This is a genomic window from Polaromonas sp., from assembly GCF_030680935.1.
Taxonomy (GTDB): Bacteria; Pseudomonadota; Gammaproteobacteria; order Burkholderiales; family Burkholderiaceae_C; genus Polaromonas.
In genome coordinates this window covers 1-17242 of the sequence record NZ_JAUXUP010000016.1, presented here as the reverse complement: position 1 = coordinate 17242, position 17242 = coordinate 1, and the positions used below count along the sequence as shown (strand labels likewise).

Annotated in this window: 15 protein-coding genes; 7 read left to right on the top strand and 8 right to left on the bottom strand. The window is 60.9% G+C overall.

What is annotated here, in order from left to right:
* The first annotated feature begins 124 nt into the window (after window positions 1-124).
* The 6 genes from Q8L50_RS04975 (at window position 125) to Q8L50_RS04950 (ending at window position 6090) form a co-directional block, all read left to right on the top strand.
* A complete protein-coding gene (locus Q8L50_RS04975; protein WP_305347557.1) occupies window positions 125-664 on the top strand; it encodes a TlpA disulfide reductase family protein in 540 nt (179 codons plus the stop codon).
* A 326-nt stretch (window positions 665-990) separates the two neighbouring features.
* Window positions 991-1443 carry an acetyl-CoA carboxylase biotin carboxyl carrier protein gene (gene accB / locus Q8L50_RS04970; protein WP_305347556.1) on the top strand — a complete coding sequence of 151 codons (453 nt, stop codon included), beginning with the start codon at window positions 991-993 and terminating at the stop codon, window positions 1441-1443.
* 7 nt (window positions 1444-1450) lie between these two features.
* Window positions 1451-2800, top strand: coding sequence for an acetyl-CoA carboxylase biotin carboxylase subunit (accC, locus tag Q8L50_RS04965; protein ID WP_305347555.1), 1350 nt, complete (start codon window positions 1451-1453; stop codon window positions 2798-2800).
* 149 nt (window positions 2801-2949) lie between these two features.
* Window positions 2950-3930 (top strand): 50S ribosomal protein L11 methyltransferase, encoded by a 981-nt coding sequence (locus Q8L50_RS04960; RefSeq protein ID WP_305347554.1) that lies wholly within the window; start codon window positions 2950-2952, stop codon window positions 3928-3930.
* A 203-nt stretch (window positions 3931-4133) separates the two neighbouring features.
* Window positions 4134-5171 carry a DUF3426 domain-containing protein gene (locus Q8L50_RS04955; protein ID WP_305347553.1) on the top strand — a complete coding sequence of 346 codons (1038 nt, stop codon included), beginning with the start codon at window positions 4134-4136 and terminating at the stop codon, window positions 5169-5171.
* 16 nt (window positions 5172-5187) lie between these two features.
* Window positions 5188-6090, top strand: a complete 903-nt coding sequence (locus Q8L50_RS04950) for a carbohydrate kinase family protein (protein WP_305347552.1) — start codon at window positions 5188-5190, stop codon at window positions 6088-6090.
* A 118-nt stretch (window positions 6091-6208) separates the two neighbouring features.
* On the opposite strand, the gene Q8L50_RS04945 is transcribed toward Q8L50_RS04950, so the two are convergent.
* The 8 genes from Q8L50_RS04945 to Q8L50_RS04910 all read right to left on the bottom strand — a co-directional run bounded on the left by Q8L50_RS04945 (window position 6209) and on the right by Q8L50_RS04910 (window position 16373).
* The gene (locus Q8L50_RS04945) at window positions 6209-6658 is read right to left on the bottom strand and encodes a histone H1-like DNA-binding protein (RefSeq protein ID WP_305347551.1); all 450 of its coding nucleotides are present in this window, start codon (window positions 6656-6658) and stop codon (window positions 6209-6211) included.
* 185 nt (window positions 6659-6843) lie between these two features.
* Complete coding sequence (locus tag Q8L50_RS04940; protein WP_305347550.1) at window positions 6844-8049, bottom strand: ribonucleotide-diphosphate reductase subunit beta; 1206 nt, start codon at window positions 8047-8049, stop codon at window positions 6844-6846.
* Window positions 8050-8181: 132 nt separating this feature from the next.
* Window positions 8182-11088: a ribonucleoside-diphosphate reductase subunit alpha gene (locus tag Q8L50_RS04935; RefSeq protein ID WP_305347549.1), complete on the bottom strand. Its 2907-nt coding sequence runs from the start codon at window positions 11086-11088 to the stop codon at window positions 8182-8184.
* Window positions 11089-11552: 464 nt separating this feature from the next.
* Window positions 11553-12146, bottom strand: coding sequence for a 1,6-anhydro-N-acetylmuramyl-L-alanine amidase AmpD (gene ampD, locus Q8L50_RS04930; RefSeq protein ID WP_305347548.1), 594 nt, complete (start codon window positions 12144-12146; stop codon window positions 11553-11555).
* Entirely contained in the window at window positions 12133-13557 is a 1425-nt protein-coding gene (locus tag Q8L50_RS04925; RefSeq protein ID WP_305347547.1) for a sigma-54 dependent transcriptional regulator, read from the bottom strand. The genes ampD and Q8L50_RS04925 overlap by 14 nt, the downstream gene beginning before the upstream one ends.
* Window positions 13554-15311 (bottom strand): PAS domain-containing sensor histidine kinase, encoded by a 1758-nt coding sequence (locus tag Q8L50_RS04920; protein ID WP_305347546.1) that lies wholly within the window; start codon window positions 15309-15311, stop codon window positions 13554-13556. The genes Q8L50_RS04925 and Q8L50_RS04920 overlap by 4 nt, the downstream gene beginning before the upstream one ends.
* A gap of 28 nt (window positions 15312-15339) precedes the next feature.
* Window positions 15340-15576 carry a PP0621 family protein gene (locus tag Q8L50_RS04915; RefSeq protein ID WP_305347545.1) on the bottom strand — a complete coding sequence of 79 codons (237 nt, stop codon included), beginning with the start codon at window positions 15574-15576 and terminating at the stop codon, window positions 15340-15342.
* The gene (locus Q8L50_RS04910) at window positions 15573-16373 is read right to left on the bottom strand and encodes an inner membrane protein YpjD (protein ID WP_305347544.1); all 801 of its coding nucleotides are present in this window, start codon (window positions 16371-16373) and stop codon (window positions 15573-15575) included. Before Q8L50_RS04910 ends, Q8L50_RS04915 begins: the two co-directional genes overlap by 4 nt.
* Before the next feature lie 76 nt (window positions 16374-16449).
* On the opposite strand from Q8L50_RS04910, the gene Q8L50_RS04905 reads away from it, so the two are divergent.
* Window positions 16450-17242, top strand: a 793-nt coding sequence (locus Q8L50_RS04905; protein WP_305347543.1) for a signal recognition particle protein, incomplete at its 3' end; no start/stop codon positions are given.

Here is a 17242-nt window from a genome sequence, read left to right as displayed (position 1 = left end):
ATCTGATGGTGTACGACCACGACCACCTGCGGGGTGCACTGCGGCCCGATGCCAAAGGCCGCAAGCCGCGTGGGGACCTGGCCGATGTGCAAAAATTGCTCATGACCAGCCAGGAGCCCCATTCATGAACCGCAGGCAGCTGAAGTTGGGCGGCACTGCAGCGGCCGCCGATCTCGCCGGCGCGGGCGTGGCCTGGTGGCAGTTTCAGCCGCATGGCGCACCCGTCGCCGCGAGCGGGGAGGGCGCAACGCGCGACCCGTTCTGGGCGCAATCCTTTGACACGCCCGACGGTGCCAGCCTGGCGCTGGCGAGTTTTTCCGGCAAACCCCTGCTGGTCAATTTCTGGGCCACCTGGTGCCCGCCCTGCGTGGAAGAACTGCCGCTGATTGACCGGTTCCACACCGAGAACCGGGACCGGAAATGGCAGGTGCTGGGGTTGGCGGTCGATCAGCCGAGTGCGGTACGGACCTGGCTGCAGCGCAAACCCCTGGGTTTTCCGGTGGTCATGGCCGGCTTGCAGGGGACCGAGCTCAGCAAATCACTGGGCAATCTGGCTGGCGGCCTGCCGTTCACCGTGGTGTTCGGGGCTTCCGGGCAACTGCTGCACCGGAAAAGCGGCCAGGTTTCTTCCGAGGATCTGGCGCAGTGGGCACAGCTCACTTGAGAGCTTTTCAAGTCCATTGTTCAAAGATCATTTTTTGTCTTAATAATCAAAATTAACAGCAATTTAGATATTTTTGTTGAATTTTGCTTGACTTTATAGCGTTGTGCAGCCTTCTCGTCGCCTGTTTGACTGCCTGGCGCCGGCATTCCCGCGGTTTCTCCGCAAAAAGGCATGGGGATAAGGTAGACTTCGCCCTTTCCTGACCCGGCGTGTCGCCGGATTTAAAAATTTAAGAGATTTTCAGGCACTAAAAGGTGTAAAACGCGGAGCTTAGGTACAAATCGCCCCGCCGAGCCTTGGTCCGTCTACTGTCGTTGGAGCTCCCCATGGATTTAAGAAAACTCAAGACCCTGATCGACCTTGTCTCGGAGTCCAATGTCTCCGAGCTTGAAATCACCGAGGCCGAAGGCAAGGTGCGTATCGTGAAATCGGGCGGTGTGCCCATGGTGATGCAGCAAGCAGCACCGGCCATGGTGGCCGCACCCGTTGCCGCGCCACTGGCTGTCGCGGTGCCTGCCGCTGCCGAGCCTGCCGCCGCGCCTGCAGGCCATGCGGTCAAGTCGCCCATGGTCGGCACCTTCTACCGGTCGGCCAGCCCGGGCGCCAAGGCGTTTGTGGAGATCGGCAGCCAGGTCAGAGAGGGCGAAACCATCTGCATCATTGAGGCGATGAAGATTCTCAATGAAATCGAGGCTGACAAGTCGGGCACCATCACCCGCATTCTTTGTGAGAACGGTCAGGCGGTGGAATACGGACAGCCGATGTTCATGATCGAGTGATTGATACATGTTCAAAAAGATACTGATCGCCAACCGCGGCGAGATTGCACTGCGTATCCAGCGCGCCTGCCGGGAGCTCGGCGTCAAGGCGGTGATGGTTTATTCCGAGGCCGACCGCGAGGCCAAATATATCAAGCTGGCCGATGAATCGGTCTGCATAGGCCCGGCCCCTTCCGCGCTGAGTTACCTCAACATGCCCGCGATCATCTCGGCCGCCGAGGTGACAGACGCCGAGGCGATTCACCCAGGCTATGGCTTTCTGAGCGAGAACGCTGACTTTGCAGAACGTGTGGAAAAAAGCGGCTTCAAATTCATAGGCCCGACCCCTGAGTCGATTCGCATCATGGGCGACAAGGTGTCGGCCAAACAAACCATGATCAAGGCTGGCGTGCCTTGTGTGCCAGGCTCCGAAGGCGCCTTGCCGGATGACCCGGTGGTGATCAAGCGCACGGCCAGGCAGGTCGGTTACCCGGTCATCATCAAGGCGGCTGGTGGCGGCGGCGGGCGCGGCATGCGGGTGGTACACACCGAGGCGGCATTGATCCATGCAGTGCAGACGACCAAGGCCGAAGCCGGGGCCGCATTTGGCAACCCCGAGGTCTACATGGAGAAATTCCTGCAGAACCCGCGCCATATTGAAATCCAGATTCTGGCGGACCAGCATAAAAACGCGGTCTGGCTGGGCGAGCGTGATTGTTCGATGCAGCGCCGGCACCAGAAAGTCATTGAAGAGGCGCCGGCCCCCGGTGTGCCGCGCAAGCTGATCGAAAGAATTGGCGAACGTTGCGTGGCGGCAGTCAAAAAGATCGGTTACCGGGGCGCGGGAACCTTCGAGTTCCTCTACGAAAACGGTGAGTTCTACTTCATCGAGATGAATACCCGTGTGCAGGTGGAGCACCCGGTGACCGAATGGGTGACTGGCATTGACATCGTCAAAACCCAAATTGAGGTCGCAGCTGGCGAAAAACTGCCGTTTACCCAGCGCCAGATCCAGATCAAGGGCCACGCGATCGAATGCCGCATCAACGCCGAGGACCCGTATAAATTTGTGCCCTCGCCAGGGCGCATCACCACCTGGCACACACCGGGTGGCCCGGGCGTGCGGGTTGATTCGCACATCTACGCCAACTATTTTGTGCCGCCCAATTACGACTCGATGATCGGAAAAATCATTGTGCACGGTGACACGCGCGAGCAGGCGCTGGCCCGCATGCGCACTGCATTGGCCGAAACCGTGGTCGAAGGCATCAACACCAACATTGCGCTGCACCGCGAGCTGATGGTCGATGCCAAGTTCATGGACGGTGGTACCAACATCCACTACCTTGAAGAGTGGCTGTCAAAACGTGACCGCTGAGCGGTCACATAGCCCCGACGCTCTCCACGTCGTGTGGTTCGCTGCCCCCCGGGGTGGCGCTGCGCCTGCGGACCGGTGAAGCCGGATCCGCAGCCCCGGCTTGAATTGAACCTGTTGTCGGCGTCGACAATCTCGTGAGGCAATGAACCATGTTTGAACTGATCTTGCTGGCCCCGGTTGCCCAGGTTGAAGCCCTGAGCGAAGCGCTGGATGCGCTCGACGCGCTCAGCGTGTCGGTGGAAGATGCCGACGCCCAGACACCCGCCGAGCAGGCGCTGTTTGGCGAGCCCGGCATGCCGCCGCCGAAAGCCGGCTGGGAGCGTTCGCGCGTGGTCGCCCATTTTTCCAGCGAAGCCGCTGCGCGTGATGCGGCCACCGTGCTGGCCGCTCAGGACTTTTTTGCCGGCTGTCAGGTGATCGCCCTGCAGAGCGTGCCCGAGCAGGACTGGGTGCGGCTGACGCAATCGCAGTTCGCGCCGGTCGAGATCACGCCCGAATTCTGGATTGTGCCGACCTGGCACCAGCCGCCTGAGCAGGCCCGGCAGCTGATACGGCTGGACCCGGGGCTGGCCTTTGGTACCGGAACCCATCCCACCACACGCATGTGCCTGCGCTGGATCGCTGCAAACGGCTCTCCTGCGCGAGCCTCCGGCGACTCGCTGCCCCTTTCACCAAAAGAAGGGACTGAACTTGCCCGGGGGGGCTCGTTACTGAATTCGGGCGTGGTCGGCAAATCGCTCGGACGCGTGCTCGACTACGGTTGTGGCTCCGGCATTCTGGCCATAGGCGCCGCCAAGTTCGGTGCATCGGCCATCGACGCTCTCGACATTGACGAGGCTGCGGTTCAGTCCACCCTGGCCAATGCCGAGGCCAATCATGTACGCCTGAATGCCGGATTGCCCGACAAAGCAGATGGCTTGTACCAGACAGTGCTCGCCAATATTCTGGCCACCCCGCTGAAGGTTCTGGCGCCGCTGCTGTGTGCGCGTGTCGCCCCCGGGGGCACACTGGTGCTGGCCGGCATTCTGGACCGCCAGGCCGACGAACTCACAGCGGCCTACGCGCCGTATTGCCAGCTTCAGGTGACGGACCAGGAAGACGGCTGGATACTGATGACCGCACGGCTTTGACCGGGCCAGGTGCGGCGTCCCGCCCCGTACAATACAGCGCCGGGTCCGGTCGGGAATAGGTGGTGCATTTGGCCGTCGGATTCGGGAGGCGCTGCCAGGCGCGGAGAGTGCCGTGTGGCCAGACCACACAAGCGAGTCGCAACAATGCAGAGCGCCCGAAGCTGGCGCGCAAAATGTACAAGCTATTTCTGAACGAACCCTAGATGAGCCTGATTACGCGCTGTTCTGCCTGCGGCACGATGTTCAAAGTCGTGGCTGACCAACTGAAGATTTCCCAGGGTTGGGTGCGTTGCGGGCACTGCTCGGAGGTTTTCGACGCGGCGGCCCATTTGCAGCCTTTTGCCCCCGAACTGCCTGCCAGCCCATCGCCTGGTGCTGGCGCGCCGCATGAGGTGATGACTGAACCGGCTGTCAGCGACCTGCCCCCCGCGGCTGGGACAAGTGTGTTGCCAGAAGAAGAGAAAGCTCCCGTACCCAGGCCTTTTGTGCCTGAGGTCCAGGTCTCGCTGCCAGCGGACCTTGCGGCTGAGGTATTTGCCGCTTCGGTCAACCCCGAGCCTGCCGAATACTCAGCCGGCTTTCCAACCGCCCACGGAGAACATGGCAGGCGAGGCCAGGAAGAGCCGTTCAGCGAATCCGAAACATCGCAAGACAGCCTGACCGAGCAGGTGTCATTTGTCCGTGACGCCAGACGCGACGCCTTCTGGCGCCGTCCTTTGATGCGTCTGGCGCTGGCATCGGTCGCACTGGTTTTGCTGGCCATCCTGCTGCTTCAAATCGCCTTCGTGCAGAGAAGCACCCTGGCCACGACGCAGCCGTGGCTCAGTCCCGGATTGCAGACCCTGTGCCGCGTTCTGCACTGTGAAATCAGTCCACCGCAACACATCGAGTCCATCGTCATCGACAGCTCTTCATTCAACAAGCTGGGCCCTGACGCCTACCGCCTGAAGGTAGTGATCAGGAACATCGGCACCGTAGCGCTGGCAATGCCTGCACTGGAGTTGACGCTGACCGACACCCAGGATCACGCCCTGATTCGGCGCGTCATCACGCCGGTCGATCTGGGCGCAAGCGCCAGCACGCTGGCAGCCGGTTCCGAATTTTCGGGCGTACTTTCCCTCACTGTCCAGAAGCCCGCCGCAACGGCGGCCGCTGCTGCACCTTCCGCTTCCGTCCCCAGCCCCCAAACCGACAGTCCCCTCAGGATTGCCGGTTACCGGGTTTTGGCTTTTTACCCTTGACTGAATAGAGATATCGATGCCTGCTGTAATTTGTGGTTCCCTGGCCTTTGACACCATCATGACGTTTGAGGGCCGCTTTGCCGAACAAATCCTGCCCGACCAGTTGCACATCCTCAATGTGTCTTTCCTGGTGCCGGCGCTGCGCCGAGAATTTGGGGGCTGTGCAGGCAACATCGCCTATAGCCTGCAGCAGCTGGGCGGCACCCCCCTGCCAATGGCCACGGTGGGCAGCGATGGCGCCGAGTATGTGGCGCGCCTGAACACCTTGGGCATCAGCTCTGAATTTATCCGCGAGGTGCCGGACAGCTACACCGCCCAAGCCATGATCATGACGGACCGGGACAACAACCAGATCACGGCTTTTCACCCTGGCGCCATGGGGCAGGCCCACACCACAAAGATTGCAGCGCGCGAAGACATACGCATCGGGATCATTTCGCCGGACGGGCGCGACGCCATGCTGCAACACGCAGAACAGTTCAAGGCGGCCGGTATCCCTTTTGTGTTCGATCCGGGTCAGGGCCTGCCGATGTTTGACGGCAAGGACCTGGCGCACTTCATCGAGCTGGCGTCCTGGGTCACCGTCAACGACTACGAAGCCAAACTGCTCTGTGACCGCACGGGGCTGTCTTGCGCCGATATCTCGCGGCAAGTCGAAGGCCTGGTGGTGACGCTGGGTGCGCTAGGCTGCGAAGTCTGGGTGGCCGGGGAAAAATCGCTGGTCGCCCCGGTGCTGGCCAAGGAGGTGGTAGACCCCACCGGCTGCGGCGATGCATTTCGCGGTGCACTGCTGTTCGGGCTGGAAAAAGGCTGGTCGCTGGCGCGTTGTGCCGAGCTGGGCAACCGTGTGGGTGCCCACAAGATCGCCTTCCGGGGCGGTCAGAACTACACCCTGACTTCAGACCAAACGGGCCTCTAGCCCTTTAAGGTCATGCGCAATCAGCTATCGTATGTATAGCAAACCACGGGTCTGCGGCGCGCAATAAAAAAGCCCGACATCTTGCGATGTCGGGCTTTGAGCAAAAGTACCTTGTTGCTTACGGCTTGCTGGCTGTTGGAAACGGCCAAGCGGCTTGCGGGTTCAGAGTAGTCTGAGCCGCAGGGGCAGCCGGAGCAGCAGGTGCTTTGGCAGCGGGTTTTTTCGCGGCTTTCTTCGCAGCGGGTTTTTTCGCTGCTTTCTTGGCGGCAGGCTTTTTGGCAGCGGGTTTCTTCGCAGCAGCTTTCTTCGCTGGCGCTTTTTTCGCTACTTTCTTGGCTACCTTCTTGGCCGCAGGCTTTTTAGCTGCTGCTTTTTTCGCAGCTGGCTTTTTGGCCGCTACTTTTTTCGCCGGGGCTTTTTTCGCTGGCGCTTTTTTCGCAGGAGCTTTTTTAGCTGCTACTTTTTTCGCTGGCGCTTTTTTGGCCGGGGCTTTTTTAGCCGCTACTTTTTTAGCAGGGGCTTTCTTCGGAGCAGCTTTTTTAGCCGCAGGTTTTTTCGCAGTTGCCATAGTTTTCTCCTTGATCACATTGCAAAGAGCACTTCACGTTTGGAGTACGCGAAGCGATTCACGGCGTTGGGCTGTCGGCGAACCGGGCCCAGCGCCGCGAACACGGGAGCAACGCCCAGCGCGCACTCTGCGGCGCTGTCACTGGTCATTGCAAGTCTGTCAATCATTGGTTCTGTCTGTGCGGGTCAGTCCCAGGAAAGGGCACCACCGGACTGGTACTCGATCACACGGGTTTCAAAAAAGTTACGCTCTTTTTTCAGGTCAATCATCTCGCTCATCCAGGGAAACGGGTTTTCCTCATTGGGAAACAGCGTCTCCAGACCAATCTGTGTGGCCCGGCGGTTGGCGATGTAGCGCAAATAGCCCTTGAACATGGAGGCGTTCAGGCCCAGCACGCCACGCGGCATGGTGTCTTCGGCATAGCGGTACTCCAGCTCAACCGCTTTCATGAACAGGTCCTTGATCTCTGCCTTGAAATCGGCTGTCCAGAGCAGTGGATTTTCCAGCTTGAGCTGGTTGATCAGGTCGATGCCGAAGTTGCAGTGCATGGACTCGTCGCGCAGGATGTACTGGTACTGCTCGGCGGCGCCTGTCATCTTGTTCTGCCGGCCCAGCGCCAGAATCTGGGTGAAGCCGACATAGAAGAACAGGCCTTCCATCAGGCAGGCAAACACGATCAGCGACTTGAGCAGGGTCTGGTCCGCTTCCTGGGTGCCGGTCTTGAAGTTCGGGTCCGAAATGGCGTCGATGAAAGGAATCAGGAACTGGTCCTTGTCCCGGATCGACTGCACTTCGTTGTAGGCGTTGAAAATTTCGCTTTCATCCAGGCCCAGCGACTCGGTGATGTACTGGTAGGCGTGGGTGTGAATCGCTTCTTCAAAGGCCTGGCGCAACAGAAACTGGCGGCACTCTGGTGCGGTGATATGACGATAGGTGCCGAGCACAATGTTGTTGGCAGCCAGCGAATCGGCGGTGACAAAGAAACCCAGGTTGCGCTTGACCAGGCGGCGCTCGTCTTCGGTCAGGCCGTTCGGGTCTTTCCAGAGCGCGATGTCGCGCGTCATGTTGACCTCTTGCGGCATCCAGTGATTGGCACAACTGGCCAGGTATTTTTCCCAGGCCCATTTGTACTTGAAAGGCACCAGCTGGTTGACGTCCGTCTGGCCGTTGATGATGCGTTTGTCTGCTGCCTTGACGCGGTGCGCGCTGGGCGCTGGCGCCGCTGCAAGCGGGCGGGCGTCCGCTGCCGTGAGGGCAGCGTCATCAAGTTTGCGTGGTGCAACTTGTGCTTGCAAAGAAAGAGGCGGAAGCTCCATCACGCGGCCTTCAGGCAAGCCGCTTGTCAAAGATTTTTGCAACGATGGTTTAGCTTCTTCGTCCCAGGTCAACATAGATGTTTCCAATAAGTTGGATTATGAAAGCAGCGATACAAAATGAAAAGTGTTCATTCACATCGCTATAAATTTGTGTTGCTCAATTACATCGAATCGGACGTCGTTTTTTTGGCGCCGCGATTCATGTTGTTATTGGCAGGCCTCACAACCCGGATCATCAATCGCACAGAACTTGATGTCGGTCGCAGGTGATGCATCCATCTGCGCCTGCGCTGTGGCGGCAGCGGCATCAAGTGCATTCATGCTGCCGGTGTCACTGGTATTTCCCGATGCCACCGCGTTCATCTTGCCGGCTTTCACGGTGGATTTTTCTGCGTGTGTAGCGCTCATGGTGCGCAGGTAATACGTCGTCTTCAGGCCGCGCAGCCATGCGAGTTTGTAGGTGTCACCGAGCTTTTTGCCGGACGCGCCTGCCATGTAGATGTTGAGCGACTGCGCCTGGTCAATCCACTTCTGGCGCCGCGATGCGGCCTCAACCAGCCAGGTCGCATCAACTTCAAACGCTGTGGCGTACAACGCCTTGATGTCCTGCGGCACACGGTCGATGGGACGCAACGAGCCGTCAAAGTGCTTGAGGTCCACCACCATCACGTCATCCCAGAGGCCCAGGCGCTTGAGGTCACGCACCAGGTAATGGTTGATGACGGTGAACTCGCCGGACAGGTTGGACTTGACGGAGAGATTGCCAAAGCAGGGCTCAATGCAGGCGTCGACACCGATGATGTTGGAGATGGTGGCAGTTGGGGCGATGGCCACGCAGTTGGAGTTGCGCATGCCGTCTTTGGTGATCTTCTTGCGCAGCGCATCCCAGTCCAGCGTGGCGGAACGGTCCACTTCCAGATAACCGCCGCGTTGTTTGGCAAGCAGGTCCAGTGTGTCCAGCGGCAGGATGCCCTGGTCCCACAGCGAGCCTTTGTAGCTGGTGTATTTGCCGCGCTCTTTGGCCAGCTCGGTGGAGGCCCAGTAGGCGTGGTAACACACTGCTTCCATGGACTTGTCGGCAAAATCGACGGCGGCGTCGGAGGCATAAGGAATGCGCAGTTCGTACAGGCAGTCCTGAAAGCCCATGATGCCCAGCCCGACAGGACGGTGGCGCATGTTGGAGTCGCGGGCCTTCTTGACTGCGTAGTAGTTGATGTCGATCACGTTGTCCAGCATGCGCATGGCCGTGGTGATGGTCTTCTTCAATTTGTCGTGATCAACCGCGCCGTCTTTCAGGTGCTGAACCAGATTCACGGAGCCAAGGTTGCAGACCGCAGTTTCTGTGTCGCTGGTGTTGAGGGTGATCTCGGTGCACAGATTGGACGAGTGCACCACGCCCACGTGCTGCTGGGGCGAACGCACGTTGCAGGCATCTTTGAAGGTGATCCAGGGATGGCCGGTCTCGAACAGCATCGAGAGCATCTTGCGCCACATGTCAATCGCCTGCAGCTTGCGCGAAGGTTTGATCTCGCCGCGCTCGGCTTTGGCTTCGTAGGCAACATAGGCTTTTTCGAACTCGACGCCGAACTTGTCGTGCAGGTCGGGTGTGTCCGATGGCGAGAACAGTGTCCAGCTGCCTTTTTCCATGACGCGGCGCATGAACAGATCGGGAATCCAGTTGGCGGTGTTCATGTCATGCGTGCGGCGGCGGTCGTCGCCGGTGTTTTTGCGCAGCTCCAGGAATTCCTCGATGTCCAGGTGCCAGGTTTCCAGGTAGGCGCAGACCGCGCCCTTGCGTTTGCCGCCCTGGTTGACCGCGACAGCGGTGTCGTTGACGACCTTCAGGAAAGGCACCACGCCTTGCGACTCGCCATTGGTGCCCTTGATGTGCGCGCCAAGCGCACGCACCGGCGTCCAGTCGTTGCCCAGGCCGCCGGCGAACTTGGACAGCAGCGCGTTTTCCTTGATGGCGTCATAAATGCCGCCCAGGTCGTCGGCCACCGTGGTCAGGTAGCAGGACGACAGCTGCGAGCGCAGCGTGCCGGCGTTGAACAGCGTCGGTGTGCTCGACATGAAGTCGAACGAGGACATGATCGCGTAGATCTCGATGGCGCGTGCTTCGCGGTCGATTTCGTCGAGCGACAGGCCCATGGCCACTCGCATGAAAAATGCCTGCGGCAGCTCGATGCGCTGCTTGCGCACGTGCAGGAAGTAGCGGTCAAACAGCGTCTGCAGACCGAGGTAGTCAAATTTCAGGTCGCGCTCGGGCTTGAGCGCGGCGCCCAGGCGCTCCAGGTCAAACTGCTGCAGTCTTTCATCGAGCAGTTCGTTTTGCACACCCTTGGCGATGAACTGGGGGAAATACTCGGCGTACCGCGTGCCCATGTCTTCCTGGGTCACTTCCTCACCGAGCACCTCGCGGCGGATGGTGTGCAGCAGCAGGCGCGCTGTGGCGTAGGTGTAGTCGGGGTCTTTTTCGATCAGGGTACGGGCCGCCAGAATGGACGCCTTGTACACCTCGTCGATAGGCACACCGTCGTACAGGTTGCGCATGGTTTCAAGAACGATGGGATCAGGCTTGACCTCGGCACCCAGGCCAGCGCAGGAGGCTTCAATCAGAGCCTGCAGCCTGGCGATGTCCAGGGTGACCTTTGTACCGCCATCAAGTACGTGCAGCTGTGGCGCCTGGGCAGCCGGTGTTTGCGGCTGGCGTGCGCGCTCTTGCGTGCGTTTTTCCCGGTAGAGCACATAGGCACGGGCAATCTCGTGGTGGCCACCACGCATCAGGCCCAACTCGACGTGGTCCTGCACGTCTTCTATATGGAAGGTACCGCCACCAGGCCGCGAGCGCATCAGTGCGCGCATGACCGCCTGCGTCAACTCATCCACGGTCTCGCGCACGCTGGCCGACGCCGCGCCCTGTGTGCCGTGCACCGCCAGAAAGGCCTTCATCATCGCAATGGCGATCTTGTTGGGCTCAAAAGGAACCACCGACCCGTTGCGGCGGATGATCTGGTAGTGGGTCAAGGGATTGACCTGGGCGCTGCCGCCTGCGGGCATGTGCGCCGCAGCCAGGTTGGCGGTCGTGATGGTGGCATGTTGGGCTGTTTGCATGGACTTCCTCGTTATGCTTGTTGTTGGGTCTGTCGGGTGTCATTCAGGGCAGCGGGCCTGCCCAGCTTGCCTGAACCGCACACTGCAATCTGGGCGGGTTGTGGGTGGGCCTGGGCGAGTCTGTAATCGGCTTCATTTTCTTGCGTTGATGGGCGCCTGACAACACCCCTGAAACAGGGCTTAGACACTATACCTAGGGTCTGGAGTGAATTCAAGCACTACCTGTAGTGTATCGAGCCCCAGCCTTTGCGTCACGTCCGGCTTACTTTTTGTCGCTATTTTCTGCTGTGAAAAATGCACCTGTCTGGACCGTCGCTGCCACCTCAGGCAAAAGCGGCTTGATGCGTTGAGTCGCCCGTGAAAGCCGTGATGGACGGGGCTTGCGAGGCAAGGGGCGGTCGTGCAGCGCGCCAGGCTTCCCGATGGGCAGCGCACCTGAATGGGGTTTAGCCGGTGTGCTCTTGTCAGGGGCTTGCGGGAAAACACTTAGTCGGCAATCCGAGCGAAGCCCTCAATGCCGACCAGTCAAAGCCCTTGCCCGGGTCAAACTTGCGGCCACTGGCAATGTGCTCATGCCCCGCCAGGTGCGCAATCGGGTAGTGGCTGAGCAGTGCCGCGCAGACGCTGCCCAATGTTTCGTATTGGGCAGGTTCAAAAATGCCCCCCTCCAGCCCCTCGAGCTCAATGCCTATGGAGTCGTCGTTGCAGTCAAGCCGGCCCCGGTAGCTGGATTGGCCTGCGTGCCAGGCACGCTGGTCGCAACTGACGAATTGCCACAACTCGCCGGAGCGGGCAATAAAAAAATGAGAAGAAACCTGCAGCCCCCGCAAGCTCTGGAAATAGGGGTGTGCATCCCAGTCCAGTTTATTGGTAAACAGCCGCTGCACCTGCTGGTTGCCAAATTCTCCAGGCGGCAAGCTGATCGAGTGGATGACGATCAGATCGATGATGGCCGCCACCGGCCGCAAGCCGAAATTCGGCGACACCAGCGCCCTGGCATAACGGTACCAGCCCTGCTGCCACAAGGTCGGTGCGGCGGCGGGACTAGAGGGCGTCATCCGCGACGTCATCGCTGTGCGGGGTGACAATGTTCAGCCGGGCGATGCGGTACCTGATCTGGCGCAGGCTGATGCCGAGTTTGGCCGCCGCGGCGGTACGGTTAAAACCGGTCTCCTGCAGCACTTTGCACAAAATGCTGCGCTCCTGCCCATCGAGAAATGCCTGCAGATTCCCGGGTACCGCCACGTATTCGGCTGCGGGCGACTCCAGGTGCAGGTCACCGTCCTCACCCAGGGCCACGGCGCGGTGCAGGATGTTCTCCAGCTCACGCACATTGCCCTGGAAGGGATGGACCTGCAAACTGGCCAGCACCTGCGCGGAAATCTCAGGCACCCGAAGGCCCGATTCGCGGCAAATGCGGCCCATCAGGTCTTCGCACAGTGCGGGTAGATCTTCGCGGCGCTCGCGCAGCGGCGGCAGGCTGATTTCAATGACGTTGAGCCGGTAATACAGGTCCTGGCGAAATACGCCGCTGGCCACCGCCGCTCCCAGATCCTTGTGGGTGGCGCTGACAACACGGACATCCACGGTATCTTCCTGCGCAGAGCCCAGGGGCCTGACCACCCGCTCCTGGATGGCGCGCAATAACTTCGACTGCATGGCCAGAGGCAAATCGCCAATCTCGTCAAGAAACAGCGTACCCCCCTTGGCCGCCTGGAAGTAGCCCACGCGATCTTGCGCCGAGCCTGTGTAAGCCCCCTTGCGTGCGCCAAAAAATTCCGCTTCCAGCAGGTTCTCGGGAATGGCACTGCAATTGACGGCCACAAACGGCCCGGCAGCACGGTGGCTGCAGTCATGTACCGCACGCGCCACCAGTTCCTTGCCGGTACCCGATTCGCCCTGTATCAGCACCGGGGCCATGCTTCCCGCCACCTTGACAATACGGGTCTTGACGGCCTGCATCACGGCCGACTCACCCACCAGACGCTGCAGGGTTGACGCTGCGCCCCCGGCCCGGGGGACACGGCCGACGGGAAGGGCCGGGTCGGTGTCGGATCGGCCGCGTTCGGTGCCGCTGGCTGTCATTGTGTGGGCCGGTCCCTGGATGGCGGACGCCACCACGCTGCGAAATTGCTTGAGGTCCACCGGCTTGGTGAGGTAATCGAACGCACCGGCCTTGAGTGCCTCCACCGCGTTTTCCGCAGAACCATGCGCGGTGATGACCACGCATCGCTCGGACCGTTGCTGGATCACCATCTCCCGCAACAGTTCCAGCCCCAGTCCGTCTGGCAGCCGCATGTCGGTGATCACCGCGTCAAACTGTCTGTCCCTGAGTTGGGCGCGCGCCTGCGCAAGGTCGCCCGCCGCCTCGACCCGATAACCTTCACGCAGCAGTGTCAGTTCGTAGAGTGTCCGCAGGTCCGGCTCGTCGTCAATCACCAGTATCTGCGCCTGATTCGGATTACTCATGCCTGTCCTCGATCCAGCGTGGCCGTTGTCCCGTCAACAGGTGCCACGGTTGCACCCAGCTCCACGCCCACGGCGGCAGACCTGAAGGTGATAAAAAAAGTATTGCCGTCGATAGCCTGGTGTGCGAGCCGCTGGTAACCAATAAGGGCGCCATGGCGTTCGCACAACTCCCTGCAAATGTACAGACCCAGGCCACTGGAACGGCTTTCTGAAGAGAAAAAAGGCTCAAACAGGTGCGACTGCACCGTCTTTTCCAGCGGTTGCCCGTCGCTCCAGATCGACAGGCGGACTTGTCCGGACGCAGAAATTTCTGTCGTGAGCTCAATCGCCCCAGCTGCCCGGCTGGCATAACGCAGGGCGTTGTCCAGCAGGTTGACGATCAGGCGCCGCAGGTGTTCTGCCTCAAACAGCACGCTGGCGCGGCCCGCACGCAACTGCACACGCAACTGCGCCTCTGCTGCGTTTTGCCGCGCCCAGTCCGAACACACCTGTCGTGCGGTCTCGTCCAGCAACACGGCGCGGGTCTGCACCTGAGGCGCCTGCTCCTGCACCCGCGCTATATTCAGGATTTCATCAACAATCCGGGCCAGACGCTGCGCGTTCTGCCGGACCATGCCGGTCAGCTGCCGCTGTGCGGGGTCGTGCAGATCCTCTTCCAGCAGTGCGTTGGCCTGGGTGATGGCGGCCAGCGGGTTGCGGATTTCGTGCGCGACCGCAGCCGACATGCGGCCCATGGCTGCCATTTTTTCGGTGCGCACCCGCGCTTCCATTTCCCGCAGATCCTCCAGAAACATCACACACAGGCTTTCACGCGAGCCGTCACGCGAGGCCGCCAGACGGGTACGCACCTGCAGCCGCCGGGCATGGCGCGCTGGGTACTCCAGACTCACCTCGGCCTGCTGCTGCACACGCAGCTCGAACGTCAAGTGCGCGAGCTCTGTCAGCGGCTGCCAGGCGACCTCGGAGGCCAGCACAAACGGTGCGCTGCGGATGATGCCCTCTGCTGCCAGCAAACGCATGGACGCAGGATTGGCCGCACGCACCACGCCGTTGGTATCGACCACCAGAACCCCATCGGCCAGTGTGTCGATCACCAGTTCATTGACCTGGATCTGCATGCGTGCGGCGGACTGGCTGCTCAGCGCTCGCCGTTCTTCGCGCGACAGCCGAAGGGCCAGCTGGTTGGCCAGCAGCGCCACCACAAAGAAACCTGAGCCGCTCAGGCCAGCCTGCAAAAAGCGACCTGTGAAGTCGCCCTGAGAATTCAGTGACGCCCACCAGGCGTCAGCCAGCAGCAACAGCGTTACGCTGGCAGCGGTACCCAAAGCCAGCAAAATGGGCCCCATCACAGAAGCCAGCAACACCGGCAGGGCAAACAGCGCTGTGTAGTTGATGGCGCCTGACTGCAGAAGGTTCAGGGCTGAAAACGCCAGCACATCGACACCTACGGTGGATATCCATTGCGCATCAAATGTGCTACCCGGTGTCTTCGGCCGCGCCCAAATGCGGACCACTACCGTGGCAAAAAAATAGACCAGACACAGCGCCGCCATGCCCCTGCCAACCGGTTGTCCCAAGGCATAAATAGTCGCCTGCAACACCAGCAGCACGCTTGCTATGGTCACGCGCGCTGCCATGAAGGCGCGCCACAAGCGGCCAAAAGACTCTTTGCCCGATTCAACGTCCTGGTGGTGCGGCGCTGTGCCCAGGGACCCAAACCAGGAGCTCTCGGCATCCGGTATGGTTTTTTTCATGGCGGATTTCCCGGCATATCCGCCATCCTCAACCCTCGGCCTGGCGCCTGTGGGCGTCGCTGCAATACACACCCTGGCCACCGGGCAAGGCTTCTGCGCGCGGCAGGTGCACGGCGCAGACAGCGCAGGCAACTATTTCAGTCGGCTCGGGCAAGGCAGTGGCCCCAGGACGGGGCGCTGACTTGTCGCGCAACTCGGCACGCCGGTTGTTGCGCCAGAACCAGATGCCCACCAGCACGACCGCGAAGACAATGAGGTATTTCATGCGCGTTTCAAAATGACTTCAAGTACAAAGCGCGAACCCGCATAACCGAGCAGCAACAGGCCTGAGCCCAGATAGAGCACTCCTACCGCCTGACGCCCGCGCCAGCCCAGGCGGGCGCGCCCGGCCAGCAAACCCGCGAAGGTGATCCACGCCAGCACGGAGAACACTGTTTTATGACTCCACTGTCCGGCCCGCACCGGCCCATACAGCGTTTCGGCAAATAACCAGCCTACCAGCAAGGTGGCGGTCAGCAACACAAATCCGGCCTGCACAAAGCGAAAGGTCAGCCGCTCCAGGGTGAGCAGCGGCACACCGCTGTCCGGCTGGGCCGCCAGGCGAATGGAGCGCTCGGAGCGGTTCATCAACCAGCCATGGACCACCGCCGCCGCAAACAGGCCGTAAGACGCAATGCCCAGCGCCCAGTGCAGCGGCAACCAGGGCGAAGCGATGCGCGGGTAACCCGTGCCGGGAAACACCAGCGCCATCAGCACGGCAGCACTGCCCAGACCAGCCAGCGCCCAGCGCGCCTTCAGTTGCGGGAAAAGGCGGCTTTCCACAGCATAGACACTCAGGACCAGCCAGACCGTCATGGACAGGGCCGGCGCAAAACCGAAACGCGGCGGACTGCCGACCAGGCCTTCGGCCAGCGCCAGGGCGTGCAACAGCCAGGCCACAAACAACACGCCGCGTGTGCCGGCAGCGCCCAGACGCGGCGCAGCGAGCGCCAGAATGGCATAGGCCAGCGCAGCACCGATGGCTGCGGCCAGACCCCACCAGGCGCTCAAAGTTAAAATCATGGCTACAGTTTAGCTTCTGCGTTGCACGCCGAGCCCTTCTTTCACCTCCTTTTAGCTCCAGTTGTGGAGCCTGACCATGGCCTCAGCCCTCACCGACAAACTTTCCCGCCTCGTCAAGGAGATGCGCGGCCAGGCCCGCATCACCGAATCCAATGTGCAGGACATGCTGCGCGAGGTGCGCATGGCCTTGCTGGAAGCCGACGTGGCCCTGCCGGTGGTGCGCGACTTCATCGCCCGCGTCAAGGACAAGGCGCTGGGCCAGGAAGTCATGAGTTCACTGTCACCCGGCCAGGTGCTGGTCAGCATCGTCAACCGCGAGCTGGCCGCGACCATGGGCGAAGGCGTCAGCGACATCAATCTGGCAGCCCAGCCGCCCGCAGTGATCCTGATGGCCGGCCTGCAGGGTGCGGGTAAAACCACCACCACCGCCAAGCTGGCCAAACACCTGATCGAAAAGCGCAAGAAGAAGGTGCTGACCGTCTCCGGCGACGTGTACCGGCCAGCCGCCATCGAGCAGCTCAAGACGGTGACCAAACAGGCCGGCGCCGAATGGTTTCCGAGCACCGCCGAGCAGAAACCTGTGGACATTGCACTGGCCGCGCTCGACTATGCGCGTAAACACTTCTTCGATGTGCTCTTGGTCGATACCGCCGGCCGTCTGGCGATTGATGAAGCGCTGATGGCCGAGATCAAGGCCCTGCATGCTGCCCTCAATCCGGTTGAGACCCTGTTTGTGGTGGATGCCATGCAGGGCCAGGACGCCATCAACACCGCGAAGGCTTTCAAGGAAGCGCTGCCACTGACCGGCATCATCCTGACCAAGACTGACGGCGACTCGCGCGGCGGCGCGGCGCTCAGCGTGCGGCAGA

Excerpts from the sequence above, each read along its gene's own strand:
- Q8L50_RS04975 (WP_305347557.1), top strand. The coding sequence starts at position 125 with ATGAACCGCAGGCAGCTGAAGTTGGGCGGCACTGCAGCGGCCGCCGAT.
- accB (WP_305347556.1), top strand. The coding sequence starts at position 991 with ATGGATTTAAGAAAACTCAAGACCCTGATCGACCTTGTCTCGGAGTCC.
- accC (WP_305347555.1), top strand. The coding sequence starts at position 1,451 with ATGTTCAAAAAGATACTGATCGCCAACCGCGGCGAGATTGCACTGCGT.
- Q8L50_RS04960 (WP_305347554.1), top strand. The coding sequence starts at position 2,950 with ATGTTTGAACTGATCTTGCTGGCCCCGGTTGCCCAGGTTGAAGCCCTG.
- Q8L50_RS04955 (WP_305347553.1), top strand. The coding sequence starts at position 4,134 with ATGAGCCTGATTACGCGCTGTTCTGCCTGCGGCACGATGTTCAAAGTC.
- Q8L50_RS04950 (WP_305347552.1), top strand. The coding sequence starts at position 5,188 with ATGCCTGCTGTAATTTGTGGTTCCCTGGCCTTTGACACCATCATGACG.
- Q8L50_RS04945 (WP_305347551.1), bottom strand. The coding sequence starts at position 6,658 with ATGGCAACTGCGAAAAAACCTGCGGCTAAAAAAGCTGCTCCGAAGAAA.
- Q8L50_RS04940 (WP_305347550.1), bottom strand. The coding sequence starts at position 8,049 with ATGTTGACCTGGGACGAAGAAGCTAAACCATCGTTGCAAAAATCTTTG.
- Q8L50_RS04935 (WP_305347549.1), bottom strand. The coding sequence starts at position 11,088 with ATGCAAACAGCCCAACATGCCACCATCACGACCGCCAACCTGGCTGCG.
- ampD (WP_305347548.1), bottom strand. The coding sequence starts at position 12,146 with ATGACGCCCTCTAGTCCCGCCGCCGCACCGACCTTGTGGCAGCAGGGC.
- Q8L50_RS04925 (WP_305347547.1), bottom strand. The coding sequence starts at position 13,557 with ATGAGTAATCCGAATCAGGCGCAGATACTGGTGATTGACGACGAGCCG.
- Q8L50_RS04920 (WP_305347546.1), bottom strand. The coding sequence starts at position 15,311 with ATGAAAAAAACCATACCGGATGCCGAGAGCTCCTGGTTTGGGTCCCTG.
- Q8L50_RS04915 (WP_305347545.1), bottom strand. The coding sequence starts at position 15,576 with ATGAAATACCTCATTGTCTTCGCGGTCGTGCTGGTGGGCATCTGGTTC.
- Q8L50_RS04910 (WP_305347544.1), bottom strand. The coding sequence starts at position 16,373 with ATGATTTTAACTTTGAGCGCCTGGTGGGGTCTGGCCGCAGCCATCGGT.